The organism is Kocuria sp. CH-021 (genome assembly GCF_049716185.1).
Taxonomy (GTDB): Bacteria; Actinomycetota; Actinomycetes; order Actinomycetales; family Micrococcaceae; genus Kocuria; species Kocuria cellulosilytica.
Map to the genome: position 1 here is coordinate 21,194 of NZ_JBNAFK010000016.1, position 16,400 is coordinate 37,593.

General features: G+C 74.2%; 15 protein-coding genes and 1 tRNA gene. 10 read left to right on the forward strand and 6 right to left on the reverse strand.

Annotation, left to right across the window (positions count from 1 at the left end):
* The first annotated feature begins 28 nt into the window (after nt 1-28).
* Complete coding sequence (gene phoU, locus ACPYN7_RS12905) at nt 29-727, forward strand: phosphate signaling complex protein PhoU (protein WP_058875337.1); 699 nt, start codon at nt 29-31, stop codon at nt 725-727.
* Between the two features lie 59 nt (nt 728-786).
* Here phoU and ACPYN7_RS12910 read toward each other — a convergent pair whose 3' ends face one another.
* The 3 genes from ACPYN7_RS12910 to ACPYN7_RS12920 form a co-directional block, all read right to left on the reverse strand.
* Nucleotides 787-1,545, reverse strand: a complete 759-nt coding sequence (locus ACPYN7_RS12910; RefSeq protein ID WP_368826015.1) for a phosphoglyceromutase — start codon at nt 1,543-1,545, stop codon at nt 787-789.
* A gap of 95 nt (nt 1,546-1,640) precedes the next feature.
* On the reverse strand, nt 1,641-1,955 hold the full coding sequence (locus ACPYN7_RS12915) for a DUF2516 family protein (RefSeq protein ID WP_058875335.1): 315 nt from the start codon (nt 1,953-1,955) through the stop codon (nt 1,641-1,643).
* 10 nt (nt 1,956-1,965) lie between these two features.
* Nucleotides 1,966-3,135 (reverse strand): trans-sulfuration enzyme family protein, encoded by a 1,170-nt coding sequence (locus tag ACPYN7_RS12920; protein ID WP_424347912.1) that lies wholly within the window; start codon nt 3,133-3,135, stop codon nt 1,966-1,968.
* Between the two features lie 82 nt (nt 3,136-3,217).
* Between ACPYN7_RS12920 and tmk the strand changes: the two genes are divergently transcribed.
* From tmk to ACPYN7_RS12935, 3 genes are read left to right on the forward strand one after another with little or no spacing between them, the layout of a single operon-like run.
* Nucleotides 3,218-3,937 (forward strand): dTMP kinase, encoded by a 720-nt coding sequence (gene tmk, locus ACPYN7_RS12925; RefSeq protein ID WP_424347913.1) that lies wholly within the window; start codon nt 3,218-3,220, stop codon nt 3,935-3,937.
* Nucleotides 3,934-5,073 (forward strand): DNA polymerase III subunit delta', encoded by a 1,140-nt coding sequence (locus ACPYN7_RS12930; RefSeq protein ID WP_058875333.1) that lies wholly within the window; start codon nt 3,934-3,936, stop codon nt 5,071-5,073. The genes tmk and ACPYN7_RS12930 overlap by 4 nt, the downstream gene beginning before the upstream one ends.
* A gap of 35 nt (nt 5,074-5,108) precedes the next feature.
* The gene (locus ACPYN7_RS12935) at nt 5,109-6,698 is read left to right on the forward strand and encodes an alpha/beta fold hydrolase (RefSeq protein WP_424347914.1); all 1,590 of its coding nucleotides are present in this window, start codon (nt 5,109-5,111) and stop codon (nt 6,696-6,698) included.
* A 55-nt stretch (nt 6,699-6,753) separates the two neighbouring features.
* On the opposite strand, the gene ACPYN7_RS12940 is transcribed toward ACPYN7_RS12935, so the two are convergent.
* A complete protein-coding gene (locus tag ACPYN7_RS12940) occupies nt 6,754-7,404 on the reverse strand; it encodes a hypothetical protein (protein WP_424347915.1) in 651 nt (216 codons plus the stop codon).
* Between the two features lie 175 nt (nt 7,405-7,579).
* Nucleotides 7,580-8,299: an HAD-IA family hydrolase gene (locus tag ACPYN7_RS12945; protein ID WP_424347916.1), complete on the reverse strand. Its 720-nt coding sequence runs from the start codon at nt 8,297-8,299 to the stop codon at nt 7,580-7,582.
* A 221-nt stretch (nt 8,300-8,520) separates the two neighbouring features.
* Between ACPYN7_RS12945 and ACPYN7_RS12950 the strand changes: the two genes are divergently transcribed.
* A tRNA-Thr gene (locus ACPYN7_RS12950) sits at nt 8,521-8,593 on the forward strand.
* Between the two features lie 196 nt (nt 8,594-8,789).
* Nucleotides 8,790-9,719, forward strand: coding sequence for a hypothetical protein (locus ACPYN7_RS12955; RefSeq protein WP_424347917.1), 930 nt, complete (start codon nt 8,790-8,792; stop codon nt 9,717-9,719).
* 761 nt (nt 9,720-10,480) lie between these two features.
* On the opposite strand, the gene ACPYN7_RS12960 is transcribed toward ACPYN7_RS12955, so the two are convergent.
* Nucleotides 10,481-12,313 carry a sensor histidine kinase gene (locus tag ACPYN7_RS12960; protein ID WP_424347918.1) on the reverse strand — a complete coding sequence of 611 codons (1,833 nt, stop codon included), beginning with the start codon at nt 12,311-12,313 and terminating at the stop codon, nt 10,481-10,483.
* 80 nt (nt 12,314-12,393) lie between these two features.
* On the opposite strand from ACPYN7_RS12960, the gene ACPYN7_RS12965 reads away from it, so the two are divergent.
* Genes ACPYN7_RS12965 through ACPYN7_RS12980 form a run of 4 tightly spaced genes read left to right on the forward strand, consistent with a single transcriptional unit; the run spans nt 12,394 to nt 16,183 of the window.
* Nucleotides 12,394-13,491 (forward strand): PP2C family protein-serine/threonine phosphatase, encoded by a 1,098-nt coding sequence (locus ACPYN7_RS12965; RefSeq protein ID WP_424347919.1) that lies wholly within the window; start codon nt 12,394-12,396, stop codon nt 13,489-13,491.
* Nucleotides 13,488-15,443, forward strand: coding sequence for a glycosyltransferase family 2 protein (locus tag ACPYN7_RS12970; protein ID WP_424347920.1), 1,956 nt, complete (start codon nt 13,488-13,490; stop codon nt 15,441-15,443). Before ACPYN7_RS12965 ends, ACPYN7_RS12970 begins: the two co-directional genes overlap by 4 nt.
* A complete protein-coding gene (locus ACPYN7_RS12975; RefSeq protein WP_058875326.1) occupies nt 15,427-15,759 on the forward strand; it encodes an STAS domain-containing protein in 333 nt (110 codons plus the stop codon). The genes ACPYN7_RS12970 and ACPYN7_RS12975 overlap by 17 nt, the downstream gene beginning before the upstream one ends.
* Complete coding sequence (locus ACPYN7_RS12980; protein ID WP_424347921.1) at nt 15,752-16,183, forward strand: ATP-binding protein; 432 nt, start codon at nt 15,752-15,754, stop codon at nt 16,181-16,183. Before ACPYN7_RS12975 ends, ACPYN7_RS12980 begins: the two co-directional genes overlap by 8 nt.
* Nucleotides 16,184-16,400 lie beyond the last annotated feature (217 nt).

Below are 16,400 nucleotides of genomic sequence, written 5' to 3' on the forward strand. Positions count from 1 at the left end.
CGCCGCCGCATCTCGAAAGGACGCATCCGTGCGCAAGGTTTTCCAGGCAGAACTCCACCAGGTCGGTGAGGAGCTCATCCAGATCGCGACCCTGGTGCGCGAGGCCCTCGCCCGCGCCAAGGACGCGCTCCTCGACGCGGACATCCAGCTCGCCGAGGAGGTCATCTCCAACGACGCCCGGATCGACTTCCTGCAGAACGACCTCGACGAGCGCTCGATCGACATCCTCGCGCTGCAGAGCCCGGTCGCCTCGGACCTGCGGATGATCGTGGGCGCGCTGCGGATGAGCGCCTCGCTGGAGCGCGCCGGCGACCTCGCCCGGCACCTGGCCCAGGCCGTGCGCCTGCGCTACCCCGAGCCGGTCATCCCCGAGCCGCTCGTGGAGACGTTCACCCGGATGTTCGACCTCGACCTGCAGATCGTGGACCGGGTCATCCAGGTGCTCCAGACGCGCGACCTCTCCCTGGCCGACGAGATCTTCTCGCTCAAGGGCGAGGTCAACAAGCTGCACCAGTCCGTCTTCGACGCCCTCGCCGCGCCGAGCTGGGACTGCTCCGTGCCCACCGCCGTGGACGTCACCCTGTGCTCCCGCTACCTCGAGCGCATCGGGGACCACGGGGTCTCGGTGACCCGCAAGGTCTCCTACCTGGTGACCGGCGACTGGGTGCCGGCGACCTCCGACCGCCCGACCGGCCACGGCCACGTGGGCCGCGACGGGGGCGAGTGAGCGCCCGTCCCGGCGCGCGCTGAGCCGCGTCCGGGCACGAGCAGAGGGGCCGGCCGGGACTACTTCTTGCCCTGGTTGGCGACCGCCTGGATGGAGCTCGCGGCGGCCTCGGGGTCGAGGTACTCGCCGCCGGCCACGAGCGGGCGGAGGTCCTCGTCGAGCTCGTAGTAGAGCGGGATGCCCGTGGGGATGTTCAGGGCCGCGATGTCGTCGTCGGAGATGCCGTCGAGGTGCTTCACGAGCGCGCGCAGGGAGTTGCCGTGCGCGGCGACGATCACGGTGTGCCCGGCCCGCAGGTCGGGGACGATCTCCTGCTCCCAGTAGGGCATGAAGCGGTCGAGGACGTCCTTGAGGCACTCGGTGCGGGGCGCGTTCTCGACGTCGGCGTACCGGGGGTCGCCGGCCTGGGAGTACCGGTCGGAGTCCTCGAGCTCGGGCGGCGGGACGTCGAAGGAGCGGCGCCAGGTCATGAACTGCTCGTCGCCGTACTCCTCGCGGACCTGGGTCTTGTCCTTGCCCTGGAGCGCACCGTAGTGGCGCTCGTTGAGCCGCCAGGACCGCTTCACGGGGATCCAGTGCCGGTCCGCCCGGTCCAGCGCGAGGTGGGCGGTGGTGATCGCCCGGCGCAGCAGCGAGGTGTGCAGGACGTCCGGGGCGATCCCCTTCTCGACGAGCAGCTCACCGCCGCGGACGGCTTCCTCCCGCCCCTTCTCGGTCAGGTCCACGTCCACCCACCCGGTGAACAGGTTCTTCTCGTTCCAGTCGGACTGTCCGTGCCGGAGCAGGACGAGCTTGTGCGGTGCTGATTCGGTAGCCATGGCGCCATTCTTCCACCCGCGCGGCGGCGCGGGACAAGCGGGCGTCACCGGCGCCCCGTGTCGCGGGGATCAGCCGCGCGCCCGGGGGCGGGCGGTCACCAGTTGTTGGGGCCCTTGGACTCCAGGCCCACGGCGGGGCGGACGTCGGCGAGGTAGACGCCCACGGCCGTGCCCGCGATGAGCAGCACGAACAGACTGGGCCGCAGGAGCAGCAGCGTGAAGACGGTGAACGCCAGCGAGCCCCCCGTGAGCGCGAGCCAGAAGCCCTTGGTGCGCTTGAAGGCGCGCTGGAACTGCACCGGTGCCTTGGTCAGGCAGTCCACGAAGGCCCACACGGCCAGGCCGGCGACGACCAGCGCGAGCGAGATGTCGATGAGACGCACGAGTAGGAAGACCCAGGGAATGTCCACGCCGCCCAGCCTACCGGTCGATCGCGGACAGGGCGCGGTCGAGGTCCTCCCAGAGGTCCTCGACGTTCTCGATGCCCACCGACAGGCGCAGCAGCGTCTCCGGGACGCTGTGCGGCTCCTCGTGGTGCCGGCGCCGCCGCTCGACCAGCGACTCCACCCCGCCGAGGGAGGTCGCGGGGGTCCACACGCGCAGCGTGTCCACGGCCGCCTCGACGGCGGCGACGTCCCCCGCGGGGACGATCGCCACGATCGCGCCGAAGCCGTCCATCTGCGCGGCGGCGCGCTCGTGGCCGGGGTCCCCGGGCAGGCCCGGGTAGCGGACCTCGAGCACCGCCGGGTGCCGCTGGAGGCGGCGGGCGAGCTCCGCGGCGCTGGCCGCGGAGCGCTCGACCCGCAGCGCCAGGGTGCGCATCCCCCGCAGCGCCAGCCAGGCCTCGAACGGGCCCGGGATCGCGCCGTGCAGCGAGCGGTGCCCCTGCAGCCGGGTCCGCAGGGCGGGGTCGGAGGTGACGGCCGCCCCCAGGACGACGTCGGAGTGCCCCGCCAGGAACTTGGTCACGGAGTGCACCACGACGTCGGCGCCGTGCTCGAGCGGGCGCTGCAGGAGGGGGGTCGCGAAGGTGTTGTCCACGCACGTGAGCACGCCGCGCTCGCGGGCCGCCGCGAGGAGCGCGGGGAGGTCGGCGACCTCCAGCATGGGATTGGTGGGGCTCTCGAGCCAGAGCAGGTCGGCGGCGTCCAGGGCGGCCACGACCTCCTCGGTGTCCGTGACGTCCACGGTCCGGACGGTGAGCATCCCCCGGGACTCGAGGTCCGCGGCCAGGGCCAGGGAGCCCTGGTAGCTGTGCCGGGGCAGCACCAGGCACCCGCCCGCCGGGACGAGCGAGAGCACCGACGCGACGGCGGCCAGGCCCGAGGCGTAGAGCAGGCCGGGGAGCTGCGCCTGCTCGAGCCGTGCCAGCACGTCCTCGACGTCCTCCCACGTGGGATTGCTGAAGCGCCCGTAGGTGCGGTTCCGCTCGTCGAGCTCGCCGGAGCCCCGGTAGGTGGAGGTCAGGACGATGGACGGGCCGACCGGCGCGTCGTGCTCCGGTGCGGGCCGCCCGCCGGCGACCAGCACGGTGTCCGGGCGGAGGTCGGCGGGGCCGTGGGCGGGCGGGATCTCGGGGCGCGCAGTCATGGGCCCAGGCTATCGGCCCGCGGCGTCCCCAGCCCGCACGGGACCGGAGGGCGCTGTCCTCCCGGGTGGATAGGCTGGGACCGTGACCACCCGACCGGCTCCCGTCCCGCTGCCCGCCGCCGCCGCGGAATCCTCCCCCGCCCCGTCCGGGCGCGGGCTCTTCGTCGTGTTCGAGGGCGGGGACGGCGCCGGGAAGTCCACCCAGGCCGGCCGGCTCGTGGAGGCCCTGCGCGCCGAGGGGCACGAGATCGTGCGCACCCGGGAGCCCGGGGGCACCCCGCTGGGCGAGAGGCTGCGCGAGCTCGTGCTGGACCCCGCGCACGGGCCCGTCGACGCCCGCGCCGAGGCCCTGCTGTTCGCCGCGGCCCGCGCCGCCCACGTCGCCCAGCTCATCCGCCCCGCGCTCGCCGCCGGACGGACCGTGGTCTGCGACCGGTTCGCCGACTCGTCCGCCGCCTACCAGGGCGCCGGCCGCGGCCTCGGGGTCGACCGCGTCGCGGAGCTCAACGCGTGGGCCACCGCAGGGCTCGTCCCGGACCTCACCGTGCTGCTCGACGTCCCGGCCGGGACCGGGCGCGCCCGCCGGGAGGCCCGTGACGGCGCCCCGGGGGACCGCCTGGAGACCGAGCCCGACGCCTTCCACGACGCGAACCGGCAGGCGTTCCTCGAGCTCGCCGGACGGGCGCCGGAGCGCTACCTGGTGCTCGACGCCACCCGGCCGGCCGGGGAGATCACGGCCGCCGTGCGCGCCCGCCTGGCCGGGCTCGCCCGTTCCGCCCGGACCGCGGAGGTGGGCGCGTGAGCGTGTGGGACCAGCTGCTGGGCCAGGACGCCGTGGTGGCGCAGCTGCGGCGCGCCGCGCAGGAGGACCGGCCCACCCACGCCTGGCTGTTCACGGGTCCGCCCGGCTCGGGCCGCTCCAACGCCGCCCTCGCGTTCGCCGCGGCCCTGCTGTGCGAGCAGGAGGACCCCGCCGAGCGCGGGTGCGGGCAGTGCCACGCGTGCCGCACCGTCCTGGCCAGCTCGCACGCGGACCTCACCCACTTCGTCACGGAGAACCCGCAGATCACCATCGAGGAGGCCCGCGAGCTCGTGGTCCGTGCCCAGGACCGGCCCTCGGTGGGCCGCTGGCGGGTCATGGTGGTCGAGGACGCCGACCGCATGGCGGAGCGCACCTCCAACGTGATGCTCAAGGCCATCGAGGAGCCCCCGCCGAACACCATCTGGCTGCTGTGCGCGCCGAGCCCGATGGACGTGCTCGTGACGATCCGCTCGCGGTGCCGTCCGGCCACGCTGAAGGTGCCCGCCGTGGAGGACGTGGCCGAGCTGCTGATCCGCCGGCACGGGGTGCCGCGCCGGCGCGCGGAGGAGAGCGCCCGGCTCGCCCAGTCCCACGTGGGGATCGCCAAGCGGCTCGCCCTCTACGATGACGCCCGCACCCGGCGGCAGGAGGTCGTCTCCATGCCGCTGAAGCTCTCCGGGGTGCCGGACGCCGTGCGGGCCGCGGACCGGCTGCACAAGATCGCCGTGGAGGAGTCCCAGGCGGACGCCGAGTCCCGCAACGAGGCGGAGCGCAAGCAGCTGCTCGTGGCCCTGGGGGCGCCGGAGTCCGGGCGGGTGCCGCCGGCCATCCGCGGCGCCCTCAACCGGCTCGAGGCCGACCAGAAGCGCCGGTCCCGGCGGATCCAGACGGACACCCTCGACCGCTTCCTCATCGACCTCACGACCTTCTACCGCGACGTCCTGACCCTCCAGCTGCGCACGGGCTCCGCCCTGGTCAACGAGCACCTGGCCCAGCAGCTGCAGGACCACGCGTCCAACGCGACCCCCGAGCGGACGCTGCACCGCATCGACGTGATCAGCCGGACCCGGGACCGGATCCGCACCAACGTCAGCGCGCAGCTGGCCTTCGAGGCCATGGCCGTCTCCCTGCTCTGAAATCCCCCCTCCCGCACCCCCCCCTGAGGAGCCCCATGATCCGCCGTGCCGCCCCTTCGCGCCGCGCCCTCCTGCCCGCCACGGCCGTGCTGGGCGCGGCCGGCCTGCTCCTGAGCGGGTGCTCCTCCCTCGGCGCCGGCGCCACGGGCGAGCCGACCTCGGGGGGCGCCACCGGCGCCGTCGTCGAGGGCAGTCCCGAGGAGCTGGAGCGCTTCTACACGCAGACCGTCGTCTGGGAGGACTGCGAGTTCGAGGTGGAGACGAACGGCGCGCAGGACGACCTCCGGTGCGCCGACGTCGAGGTGCCCCTCGACTACGCCGACCCGGCCGGGCCGACGACCACCGTGGTGATGTCCCGCCTGCCCGCCCGCGGGGACGCCCGCGGCAGCCTGCTCCTGAACCCCGGCGGCCCCGGCGCCTCCGGGGTGGACGCGATGCTCTACGCGCAGTACACGGTCACCGGCGACGTGCGCGAGGCCTACGACGTCGTGGGCTTCGACCCGCGCGGGGTGAGCCGCTCCGAGGGGATCGAGTGCCTCGACGACGCGGAGCTGGACGCGTGGCGCGCCGAGCCGATGTTCGACCCGCAGGAGCAGCCGGCCGCGCAGATCCGGGAGGAGTACGAGCAGCTCGGCGCCGCGTGCGTGCAGGACTCCGGCGAGCTCGTGGCCGAGATGGACACCGTGAGCGCCGCCCGGGACATGGACGTGCTCCGGGCCGTCCTCGGCGACGAGCGGATGACCTACCTGGGCTTCTCCTACGGCACGCACCTCGGCGCGGTGTACGCCGAGCTGTTCCCCGAGCGGGTCGGCCGGCTCGTGCTCGACGGCGGCGTGGACCCGACCCTCAGCGACATGGAGGCCACCACGGACCAGGCCGAGGGCTTCGAGGCGAACCTGCGCCACTGGGTGCAGCAGTGCCAGTTCGAGAACCCGGACTGCGTGCTGGCCGGCGTCTCCGTGGACGAGGCGATGACCCGCGTCCAGGAGCTCATCGCCTCCGTGGAGGACGGGACCGTGACCGCCGCGGACGGCCGCCGGGTCACCGCCACCAACGTGGTCGAGGGCATCCTGGGCCCCCTCTACTCGACCAGCACCTACGAGGCGCTCAACGAGTCCCTGGGGGACGCCTTCGAGGGCGACTTCTCCGCGCTGCTCGCCCAGTCGGACGCCACGCACGGGCGCAACGCCGAGGGCCGGTACACGAACAACACCACGATGGCGTTCACGGCCGTCAACTGCCTCGACCGGCCCGAGGGGACGGTCACGGCGGAGCAGATGGCCCGGCACCAGGAGGAGCTCGAGCAGGTCGCGCCGACCTTCGGCCCGTACCTCGGCTACGGCGACGCCGCGTGCCAGGGCTGGCCCGCCGAGCCGGCGGGCCTCGAGGAGCCGATCGACGCCGAGGGCGCTGATCCCGTCCTCGTGGTGGGCACCACGAACGACCCCGCGACGCCCTACCACTGGTCCGAGGCCCTCGTGGAGCAGCTCGACAGCGCCCGGCTGCTGACCTACGACAGCTACGGCCACACCGCCTACTCGGCCGGCAACCGCTGCGTGCAGGACGCCGTGGACGCCTACCTGCTCGAGGGCGAGCTCCCCGAGCCGGGGACGACCTGTTCCTGAGGCCGGACCGCCCGGCCGCCCGGTGGGCGGCCGGCCAGGACCCGGACGCCCTCCGTCAGGCCGGGTCCTGCTCCTCCGGCTGGAGCCCCCCGCCCGCGCGGAAGGCCAGCGCCGTCAGCCCGAGGAGCACGCCGGCGACCAGCACGACCGCGTCGGTGTCGCCGAAGGCGTAGTCGTTGACGAAGGGGGCCCGGCCGAGGTCGACGCCGAGGTCGGCGAAGATCCGCGCCTGGGCCGTGGCGAACAGGAGCGGGCCGAGCAGGGCGAGTCCCACGAGCGCCGCCGAGCAGGCCGTCAGTCCCGCGGTCAGGACCCGCCCGAACGGCCTGCCGAGGTAGATGCGGCCGCACACGTACGCCAGGAAGGCGCAGATCCCGGCGAACACCGTGGAGCCGAGCGCCAGGGTCAGCGCGTAGGGCACCATGCTCGACGGGCTCACCCCCGTCACGCCCACGTGCACGTGGTCGTAGCCCTGCGAGGAGAGGCCCGGGCCCAGGTCCACCATGCTGGGCGCGGTCACCGCCGCGGCCTCCAGCCACAGATCGGCCGACCCCTGCCCGGCCCGCACCACGGTCTCGACGCCGGCCAGCAGGCTGAGCAGCCCGAGCAGCCCGAAGGAGACCAGCGCGCCCAGGAGCGCCAGCCGCTGGGCGGGCCGCCACGACCGGTGCCGGACACGGTGGGGGGACAGGTGTGCGCTTTCCATGGTGTCCTCTGCGGGGTGCTCGATGCGGGTCCGGACGGCCGGGCGTCCGTCGTCCAGCATGCCAACATCCGAGGGGCGTCGTCGCCCCCGCCCGACGGAGCGCGTCACACTGGCGCACGGTCCGGGCCGCCGCCCCGCCGTCGTGCCCCGCCGTCACCCCGTGGCGCGGTGGGCGTCAGCGCCGTCCGGGCACCGGCGCCCGGACGAGACCGGGCAGGTCCCGGACCGAGTCGACCACCACGTGGGCCCCGGCCGCGCGCAGGGACGCGGCGTCGTGCGCGCCCGTGCGGACGCCGACCACCGCGGCGGACCCGGCCCGCAGCCCGGCCTGAACGTCCGCGGCGGTGTCCCCCACGACCATGACCCGGCGGACGTCGCCGAGGTCCAGCGCCAGCACCGCGGTGAGCACCATGTCCGGCCAGGGCCGTCCGCGCCCCGCGTCCGAGGGACACAGGCTGAGGTCGGCGAGACCGGTCCAGCCGAGCTGCTCCAGGAGCGTGTTGAGGCTGTGCCGGTCGTAGCCGGTGGCCAGGCACACCCGCAGGCCCTCCTCGCGCAGCGCCGTGACGGCCTCCTCCGCGCCCGCCACGGGAACGACCCCCTCGGTGGCCAGCAGCTCGTCGAGATGGCGCCCGAAATCCCGGACCGCCTGCCGGGCGCGCTCGGGCTCGGTGGCGAACAGCTGCTCGAGCACCCCGGCCTTCGACTGGCCCAGCGTGCCCCGGACGTGCTGGAGCATCTGCCCGAACCGCTCGGAGCCGGGGTCGACGCCGAGGCCCGTCACGGTGCGCTCGAAGGCCCGCTCCATGATCCCGTTGTCGTGGAACACCGTCCCGGACATGTCGAGGAAGGCCAGCTCGAGGTCCGGCGCGATGCCGCTGTCCGGGGTGCGCACGGGGGTGCTCCTGTTCCGGGCGGACCGCAGCGGCCCGCCCCGTCGTCGTGTCCGTCCATGCTGCGCCCCGCTCCCCCGGGCCGGTAAGGCGGGCCGGCCGAAGAGCCGGTGAACTCCCGGGGAACGCCCGCACGGTGCCCGGCCGCCCCGATTGGGGACGCCCCGCCGCTCTCTGCTACAGTTTCACCTGCACTGAGGCCGTCCCGGACGGCTGCGTGCACGCCTCCTTAGCTCAGTCGGTAGAGCGTTTCACTCGTAATGAAAAGGTCGTCGGTTCGATTCCGACAGGAGGCTCCGACGGACGGAAGGCTCCGGACCCCTTGGGTCCGGAGCCTTCTGCACTGCCCCTCCCGTTCCCCCGCCGGACGGCGCGCATCCGCCGTCACAGTCGCGTCACCGCAGGTCACTGCCCTGTTTCTCGCACGGGGCCCGCCGTACGCTGAGGCTGTTCCGGGCGACCGGCCACCACGGACGACTTTGGCGGTGCACCATGCAACTCCGTTCCCGACAGCTGCTCTGCGCGCTCGTCCTGGCCGGAGCAGCACTGACCGTGCCGGCCTGCGGCGGCTCCCCCGGCTCGTCCCCGAGCACGCCCGCCCCGTCCGGCTCCGCGAACCCGTCGGGCTCCGCGGCTCCGTCCGGGTCCGCGGTCGCCTCGCCGGGCGAGACCGGCGACCCCCCGGTCTCGCGCATCCTGACCTGGCTGCGGATCGGGCCCAACGGGGAGGGCACCCCGCTGTGGTACGACCCCCTGAAGGACGGCGACTGCGGCGACGAGCAGCTGCTCGCGTCCCGGGGTCAGCCCATCCCGCGGGCCGGCGCCCTCCTGTGCGAGGCCGCCACGACCAACGACGCCGAGCTGTGGCGGCAGGGCGAGGAGGCCCTGGCCGCCGCCCCCGCCCCCGGCAGCTGCTGGGAGGAGGAGACCGTGGCGGGCCTGCAGCGGCTGGTCGAGTTCCACCGCAGGGCGCCGGAGGCGGTCCCGGACCTGCGGGTGCCCGAGGGCACGGCCTGTCCCCTGGTCCTGGAGGGCCTCGTCTCCCCCCTGGCCCCCGGGCTCGAGGGTCCCGAGATCCCCGTCTCCACCTGCGGTGGCGCCCCGGTCTTCCTGCAGGGCAATCTCGAGTGGATGCCGCCCGAGGGCATCCGCGCCGTGACGGTGGGCGCCACGGAGGTGCCGGTGGAGCAGGGCAACGGGAGCCTGTTCTTCCGCGCCCCTCCGTCCGACGTGACCGGCCACGTCCCGGTGTCCGTCACGGACGCGGACTGGCCCGTCGGCGGCCTGGCCCACCTCGTCTACGAGGTGCCGGCGACCGCCTGCCCCGGTCCGCCGACGGCCGGCCCGGCTCCGACGGCCGGCCAGGGCCCGACCGGCACACCGGCTCCGGCGGGCACACCGGCTCCGGCGCCCACGCCGTAGGCGCCCCGGTGGCGGCGGAGGGACCGGCCACGGCGCCGCTCTGGACGCGCCTGGTCCAGGCGGTCTCGGAGCTGGGCGTCTCGGTCGGCCTGCTCACGGCCCTGCTCGTCTACTACGGCTGGGTCCGCGCCGGCGCCCAGGCCCGGGAGATGGGCCTGGACGTGCACCTCTTCGGCTACACCACCCAGGACTACCTGCTGCTGAGCATCAGCTCCCTGTACGGCATCCTCTTCTGGATCGCCGTGGCCCTCCTCGCCGGGCTGTGGGCGGACCGCCTGGTCCGCGAGCGCGTCGACGCCCGCGTCCGGGCGTCCGGGAGCGCGCCGGTGGCGCGGTGGGCGCGCCGGGGGATGTGGCTCCTCATCGGGCTGGCCGTCGCCGGGTGGCTCCTGGAGCGCACCGTTCGGGACAGCAGGGAGGCCTGGGTACTCCCCTTCGCCATGGCGCTGTGCGTCCTGGGCGCCGCGTGGGCCGCCGGGCTCCGGCGGCGCGTCACGGCGCGGGACCGGCCGCCCACCGCGCCGCGCGGCCAGCTCCTGGGCGCCGCCGCGCTGGTGTCGGTGGTCGGCCTCCTGGTCTTCTGGGGCACGACCGCCGCCGCTGAGGCCATGGGAGAAGTCAGGGCCTACGATCTGCAGGGGAGCCGGGACGAGATGCCACGAGCGGTCGTCTACAGCGAGGAGCCGCTGCACGTGGGTCTCCCCGGGGTCGGCACGGAGCAGGTGGGCACGCCGGACGACCCGCTCCACCGCTACGACGGTCTACGGCTGCTCACGCTGCGCGGCGGCCGGTACTTCCTGCTGCCCGAGGACTGGACCGTCGAGCACAGCACGGTCCTGGTGCTGCCCGACGACGGCTCCGTCCGGCTCGAGTACAGCCGCTGAGCCGCCCCGCGCCGCCCGGGCGCCGTCCTCCGCGCTGTCGTCCTCCGCGCCGGCCGGTCCGGCCGCGGGCAGGTCCAGGGTGAAGACCGTCCCCTCTCCCGGCGCGCTCTCGCACCGGACGGTGCCGCCGTGGCGCTGGACGATCTCGCGCACCACCGCCAGGCCCAGGCCCAGTCCCGGGATCGCGCTCATCCGGGCGTTGCGGCTGCGGAAGAACCGGCCGAAGACGTTCTCGGCGTCCTCCGGGCGCATGCCCATGCCGCGGTCGGCGACCTGCACCCGCACGGTGGCCCCGGCGGGAGTCACCCGGACCGTCACCGGGCCGCCGTCCGGGGAGTACTTGATGGCGTTCGAGAGCAGGTTGTCGAGGACCTGGCCCAGGCGCACGGGGTCGCACGGCAGGGCCAGGCGGGACGGGGCGTCGACCCGCAGGTCCACTCCCGCCTCCGCCGCACGGAGCCCGGCCGCCGCCACGGACTGCTGGACCACCGCGACGAGGTCGGCCTCCACCAGCTGCAGCTCCAGACCGGGGCCGGCCGTGCGGAGGAGGTCCTCGACCAGCACGAGCAGCTGGTCCGCGTTGCGCTCGACGACCTCGAGCCCGGAGCGGACGTGCCCGGGGAGCCGGTCGTCCATGGCCAGCAGCTCGGTGTAGCCGCGGATGGACGTCAGGGGGGTGCGCAGCTCGTGCGAGACGCCGGCCAGGAAGTCGTCCTTGGCCTGCAGCGCGGCCACCAGCTCGGTCACGTCGTTGAAGGACAGGACGGAGCCCTCGGTCCTCCCGTCCTCGTCCCGGAGCACCCGGGCGGACACGGAGAGGACCCGCTGCACGGGCGGCTCCCCCGCCCAGATCAGGACGTCGGAGAAGGACTCGCCGCGGATGGCGCGGCGGGCGGGACGCCGCTCCGCCGGCAGCGGCGTCCCGCCCGCGTCCCCGTAGACGCGCAGGTCCGCCTCGGCGCCGTCCCGCATCCCCTCGGGCAGGGAGAGCTCGTGGATCCGGTGCTGGCGACGGTTCATGAGGATGTCGTGGCCGTGCTCGTCGATCGCCAGCACGCCCACGTCCACCGTGTCCAGGACGGTGTTCAGCAGCCGCTCCCGCCGCGCGGTCGCGCTCAGCAGCCGGCGCAGCTCGGCGTCCTTGGCCTCGAGCTCGGCGTTCTGGCGCTCCATGCTGTTCGACAGCACCTGGACGGTGAGCCCGATGCCCAGCAGCATGAACGGGATCAGCAGCGGGGCCGTCAGCAGCTGCGCGCTCAGCGGCCGGGGCGGGACCAGGAGGGGGACCCACACCATGGCGAGGGTCAGCAGGAACCCCAGCGGGGCGGCCGCCCGGGGCAGCCGCCCGGAGCCGGTGAACCAGATGACGGGGAACGCCGCCATGATGCCCACCCCGGTCACCGTGCTCAGCGTGCCCTCCCGCAGCAGCGTGATGGGCACGAAGTCCAGGACCGGCACCGCCAGGAACGCCCCGTGGGGCAGCCGGTCCCACGGCACCAGCACGCACAGGGCCGTCAGCGCGACCGTGAGCGCCAGGGCCAGCTGCACCCGCAGATCGTCCCGGAGCGGCTCGTGCACGACCCAGATCCCGGCGACGAGCACGACGGTCGTGACGAACAGCGGCAGCTGGCTCAGGAGCACGCGCGAGCGCATCGACAGCTCGTGGAAGCTGATCCGGTCGAGGGAGAGGACGGTGAGCAGACGGTCCACGGGGGAATCTCTTCCGACAGGGGGCGTCATCCACGGGGGGTCGGGATGACAATTGCAAAGAATAGCGGCTTAATGAGTTCATGACCCCCTCCCCCCAGGGTCGCCGTGCCGTCGTGATCGAAGACCACGACGACATCCGCCACCTCCTCGCCCAGACCATCGGCATGCGCGGCTTCGCCGTGACGACCGCCGCGACCGGCCTCGAGGGCCTCGAGGCCGTGCGCCGCGACGGCGCCGACCTCATCACCCTGGACCTCAACCTCCCGGACCTCGACGGGCTGGAGGTCTGCCGGCGGGTCCGGCAGTTCTCCGACGCCTACCTGCTCATGGTCACGGCCCGCCCGGGCGAGATCGACCGGCTGGAGGGCCTCGAGCTCGGGGCGGACGACTACATCAGCAAGCCGTTCAGCCCGCGGGAGCTCCAGGCGCGGATCGAGGCGATGTTCCGCCGGCCGCGCGCCCGGGCGGAGCAGGCCGACGCCGAGGAGCTGCGCCGCGCGGCCGAGGTCCAGCGCAGCCTGCTGCCCGCCGCCGCGCCGTCCGTGCCCGGCTACGACGTGGCCGGCGCGTGCCGGCCCTCCCGCAGCGTGGGCGGGGACTTCTTCGACTGGTACACGACCGAGGGCGGGCTGCAGGTCTCCCTGGCCGACGCCATGGGCAAGGGCATGGGCGCCGCACTCATCGCCGCCACGGTGCGGGCCGTGCTGCGCTCCGCGGCCGGGCAGCCGGACATGGCGCAGGCCTTCCGCGACACGTGCCGGCACCTCGAGAACGACCTCGCCCACTCCGACTCCTTCGTCACGCTCTTCCACGCCCGCCTGGACACGGCCGACGGGACCGTGGCGTACGTCGACGCGGGCCACGGGCTGGGGCTGCACGTGCGCGCGGACGGGATCGACCGGCTGCGCCCGGGAGGCCCGCCGGTGGGGGCCGTGCCCGGGACGCAGTGGGTGCCCGGGCGGATCGTGCTCGCGCCCGGCGACGCGCTCGTCGTCGTCAGCGACGGCCTCCTCGACGCCTACGAGGACGTCGACGACGCCGTGCGGGCGGTCGCGGACGTGGTCGCCCGCCACGAGGACGCCCAGGCGGTCTGCTCCGCGGTCCTCGACCTGGCCGCCGGGGAGTCCCTCTCCGACGACGTCACCGCCGTGGTGGTCCGGCGCCGGACCGCCCCGTGAACCGCTTCCTCGTCCGGCTGCTGGTCGTCCTGACCCTCCTGCTCGGCGTCAACTACATCGCCTGGCGCTGGCTCGAGTCGCTGAACTGGGCCGCGTGGTGGATCGCCGTGCCCCTCGTGCTCGCCGAGACGTACAGCCTGATCGACGTCTCGCTCTTCGGGCTCACCGTGTGGCGGCTCCGGCGCCGGGGCGAGGCCGGTGCCCCGCCCGCGGGCGCCACCGTCGACGTCTTCATCACCACCTACGACGAACCCCTCGACCTCGTGATGGGCACCGCCCTGGCGGCGCAGGCCGTCCGGCACCCGCACAGCACGTGGATCCTCGACGACGGCGCCCGCCCCGAGCTGGAGGCGCTGGCCGCCGAGCACGGGCTGGGCTACCTGACGCGCAGCGAGGACTGGGCCGACCGGCCGCGCCACGCCAAGGCCGGCAACCTCAACAACGCCCTGATGACCACCCAGGGCGAGTTCCTCCTGATCCTCGACGCCGACCAGGTCCCGGACCCGGAGATCCTGGACCGCACGCTGGGCTGGTTCAACGACCGCAGGGTGGCGCTCGTGCAGACGCCGCAGTGGTTCGTCAACGTGCCCCGGCACGACCCGCTCGGCAGCCAGGCCCCCCTGTTCTACGGCCCCATCCAGCAGGGCAAGGACGGCTGGAACGCCGCCTTCTTCTGCGGCTCCAACGCGATCCTGCGCCGGGAGGCGCTCATGCAGCTCGGGCTCGCCGGCTACGTCCGCGAGGTCGAGCAGGACGTCCGGAACGCGCTCGCCCGCACGCGGGCCGCGCTGCGGAGGGCCCGGCGGTCCCCGGAGGCCGCGAACCCCGTCGTCGCCGGCATGCTCGACGACGTCGAGGCCGCCACCGAGCGGGCCCGCGCCGAGCTGAAGGCCGGGGCCCCCCTGACCGAGCTGACCTACCGGCTGCAGCGGGAGGTGGACGCCGCGGCCCGGCGGACGGTCACCCGGGACTTCTCCCAGATCGAGGCCGATCTCGCCTCGATCGCCGCCCTGGAGCTGCCCCCGGAGGACGGCATGGTGTGGCCGGACGAGCTCGCCGCCGCCGTGGAGCGGATGTCCCGCCGCGACCTCTCCCCGCTGGCCGCCGTGGAGCCGGTCCGGGAGGTGCTCGAGGCGGTCTCCGTGGACCGGCCCGGCGAGGCCCAGCCGGTGATGCCGCTGGCGACGATCTCGGTCACCGAGGACATGGCCACCGCGATGCGCCTGCACGGGCTGGGCTGGCGCAGCGTCTACCACCACGAGGTCCTCGCCCACGGCCTGGCCCCCGAGGACCTCGGGACCATGCTCACCCAGCGCCTGCGCTGGGCGCAGGGCACGGTGCAGGTCCTGCTCCGGGAGAACCCGCTGCTGCAGCGCCGGCTCGGCTGGGGGCAGCGGCTCATGTACTTCGCCACGATGTGGAGCTACCTCAGCGGTTTCGCGGCCGTCGTCTACTTCGCCGCCCCCATCGTGTACCTGGTGCTGGGCATCCTGCCGGTCACGAGCCTCAGCTGGGACTTCTTCGTCCGCTTCATCCCGTTCATGGTGGTGAACCAGCTGCTGTTCCTGGTGGTGGGCCGCGGCATCCCCACGTGGCGGGGCCAGCAGTACAGCCTGGCGCTGTTCCCCGTCTGGATCAGGGCGTGCACCACGGCCGCGCGCAACGTGTGGTTCGGCCGGCCCCTCGGCTTCGCGGTCACGCCCAAGGTGCGGCAGGACTCCGGTCCCGCCTGGCACCTGGTCCGGCCCCAGCTGGTGGTGATGGGGCTGCTGGCGGCGGCGCTCGTGGTGGGCACCGTCCGGCTGGCGACCGGGCTGAACGAACCCGTGGGAACCCTGGTCAACGTGGCCTGGGTCGCCTTCGACCTGGTGGTGCTGAGCGTGCTCGTCACCGCCGCGAGATATCCGGGCTTCGAGCCCGAGGAGAGGAGTGCCGATGCAGTTCACGGTTGAGCAGAAGCCGAGGTTCGCCCACATCACGGGGACCGGACGGCTCAACATGGTGGGAGCGCCCAAGCTCCGGGAGGTCGTGACGAAGGTCGTCGACGAGGGCAGCAACCACGTGGTGGTCGACCTCGGCGGCACCGAGTTCATGGACTCCTCCGGCCTGGGCGCGCTCATCGGGTGCCTCAAGCTGGCCCGCCAGGCCGGCGGGGACCTGCGGATCGCCAACGTCCGCCCCCAGGTGCGCATGGTCCTCGAGCTCACCAGCATGCACCGCGTCCTGACCCCCTACGACACCGCCGACGCGGCCTTCGCCGATGACTGAGGCCGGTTCCCGCCGCTCGCGCCGGGGCCCGGCCGAGGCCGGGACGGTGGACGCCCTGCACGAGGACCTGGACGCGCTGTGGGACGAGGCCGGATTCGTGCCCGAGGCCGACCGGATGGCCTTCACCCTCGCGGTCGTGGAGGCCGCCGGCAACGTGGTGGTCCACGCGGTGCCCGCTGCGGAGGAGCCGATCGAGCTCGCGGTGGAGCTGGCCGCGGACCCGCAGCGACTGGAGGCACGGATCTACGAGATCGGCGCCGCCCCGGCCCACGTGGACCTCACCGGGCCCATGGCGCACGAGCACCACGAGTCCGGCCGCGGGCTCGCGCTGATCCAGGCGCTGGTCAGCCGCGTGGTGTTCGAGCGGCACGGGGACACGAACGTCTGGAAGCTGTGCCGGGAGTGCGGCCCGGCCGGGGCGTAGCGCCCCGCGGCACCCCCGATCTGCGGTCCCGCCAGGCCGGACGTCCCCTGATTTGCGGATGTAAACTGTCGGTCCCGGTGCCTAGACTTTGGTCCAGGACAACACGTCAGGGGGCTCACGTTGTCACCGCAAGCACTCGTTCAGGGACCGGTCCGGCGCCTCGCCGCAGGGGGACGCCGGCGGCGGACCGCACCCCGAGCACACCGGGAGAAGTCGT

Excerpts from the sequence above, each read along its gene's own strand:
- ACPYN7_RS12935 (WP_424347914.1), top strand. The coding sequence starts at position 5,109 with ATGATCCGCCGTGCCGCCCCTTCGCGCCGCGCCCTCCTGCCCGCCACG.
- ACPYN7_RS12910 (WP_368826015.1), bottom strand. The coding sequence starts at position 1,545 with ATGGCTACCGAATCAGCACCGCACAAGCTCGTCCTGCTCCGGCACGGA.
- ACPYN7_RS12965 (WP_424347919.1), top strand. The coding sequence starts at position 12,394 with ATGACCCCCTCCCCCCAGGGTCGCCGTGCCGTCGTGATCGAAGACCAC.
- ACPYN7_RS12975 (WP_058875326.1), top strand. The coding sequence starts at position 15,427 with ATGCAGTTCACGGTTGAGCAGAAGCCGAGGTTCGCCCACATCACGGGG.
- ACPYN7_RS12920 (WP_424347912.1), bottom strand. The coding sequence starts at position 3,135 with ATGACTGCGCGCCCCGAGATCCCGCCCGCCCACGGCCCCGCCGACCTC.
- ACPYN7_RS12940 (WP_424347915.1), bottom strand. The coding sequence starts at position 7,404 with ATGGAAAGCGCACACCTGTCCCCCCACCGTGTCCGGCACCGGTCGTGG.
- ACPYN7_RS12955 (WP_424347917.1), top strand. The coding sequence starts at position 8,790 with ATGCAACTCCGTTCCCGACAGCTGCTCTGCGCGCTCGTCCTGGCCGGA.
- ACPYN7_RS12980 (WP_424347921.1), top strand. The coding sequence starts at position 15,752 with ATGACTGAGGCCGGTTCCCGCCGCTCGCGCCGGGGCCCGGCCGAGGCC.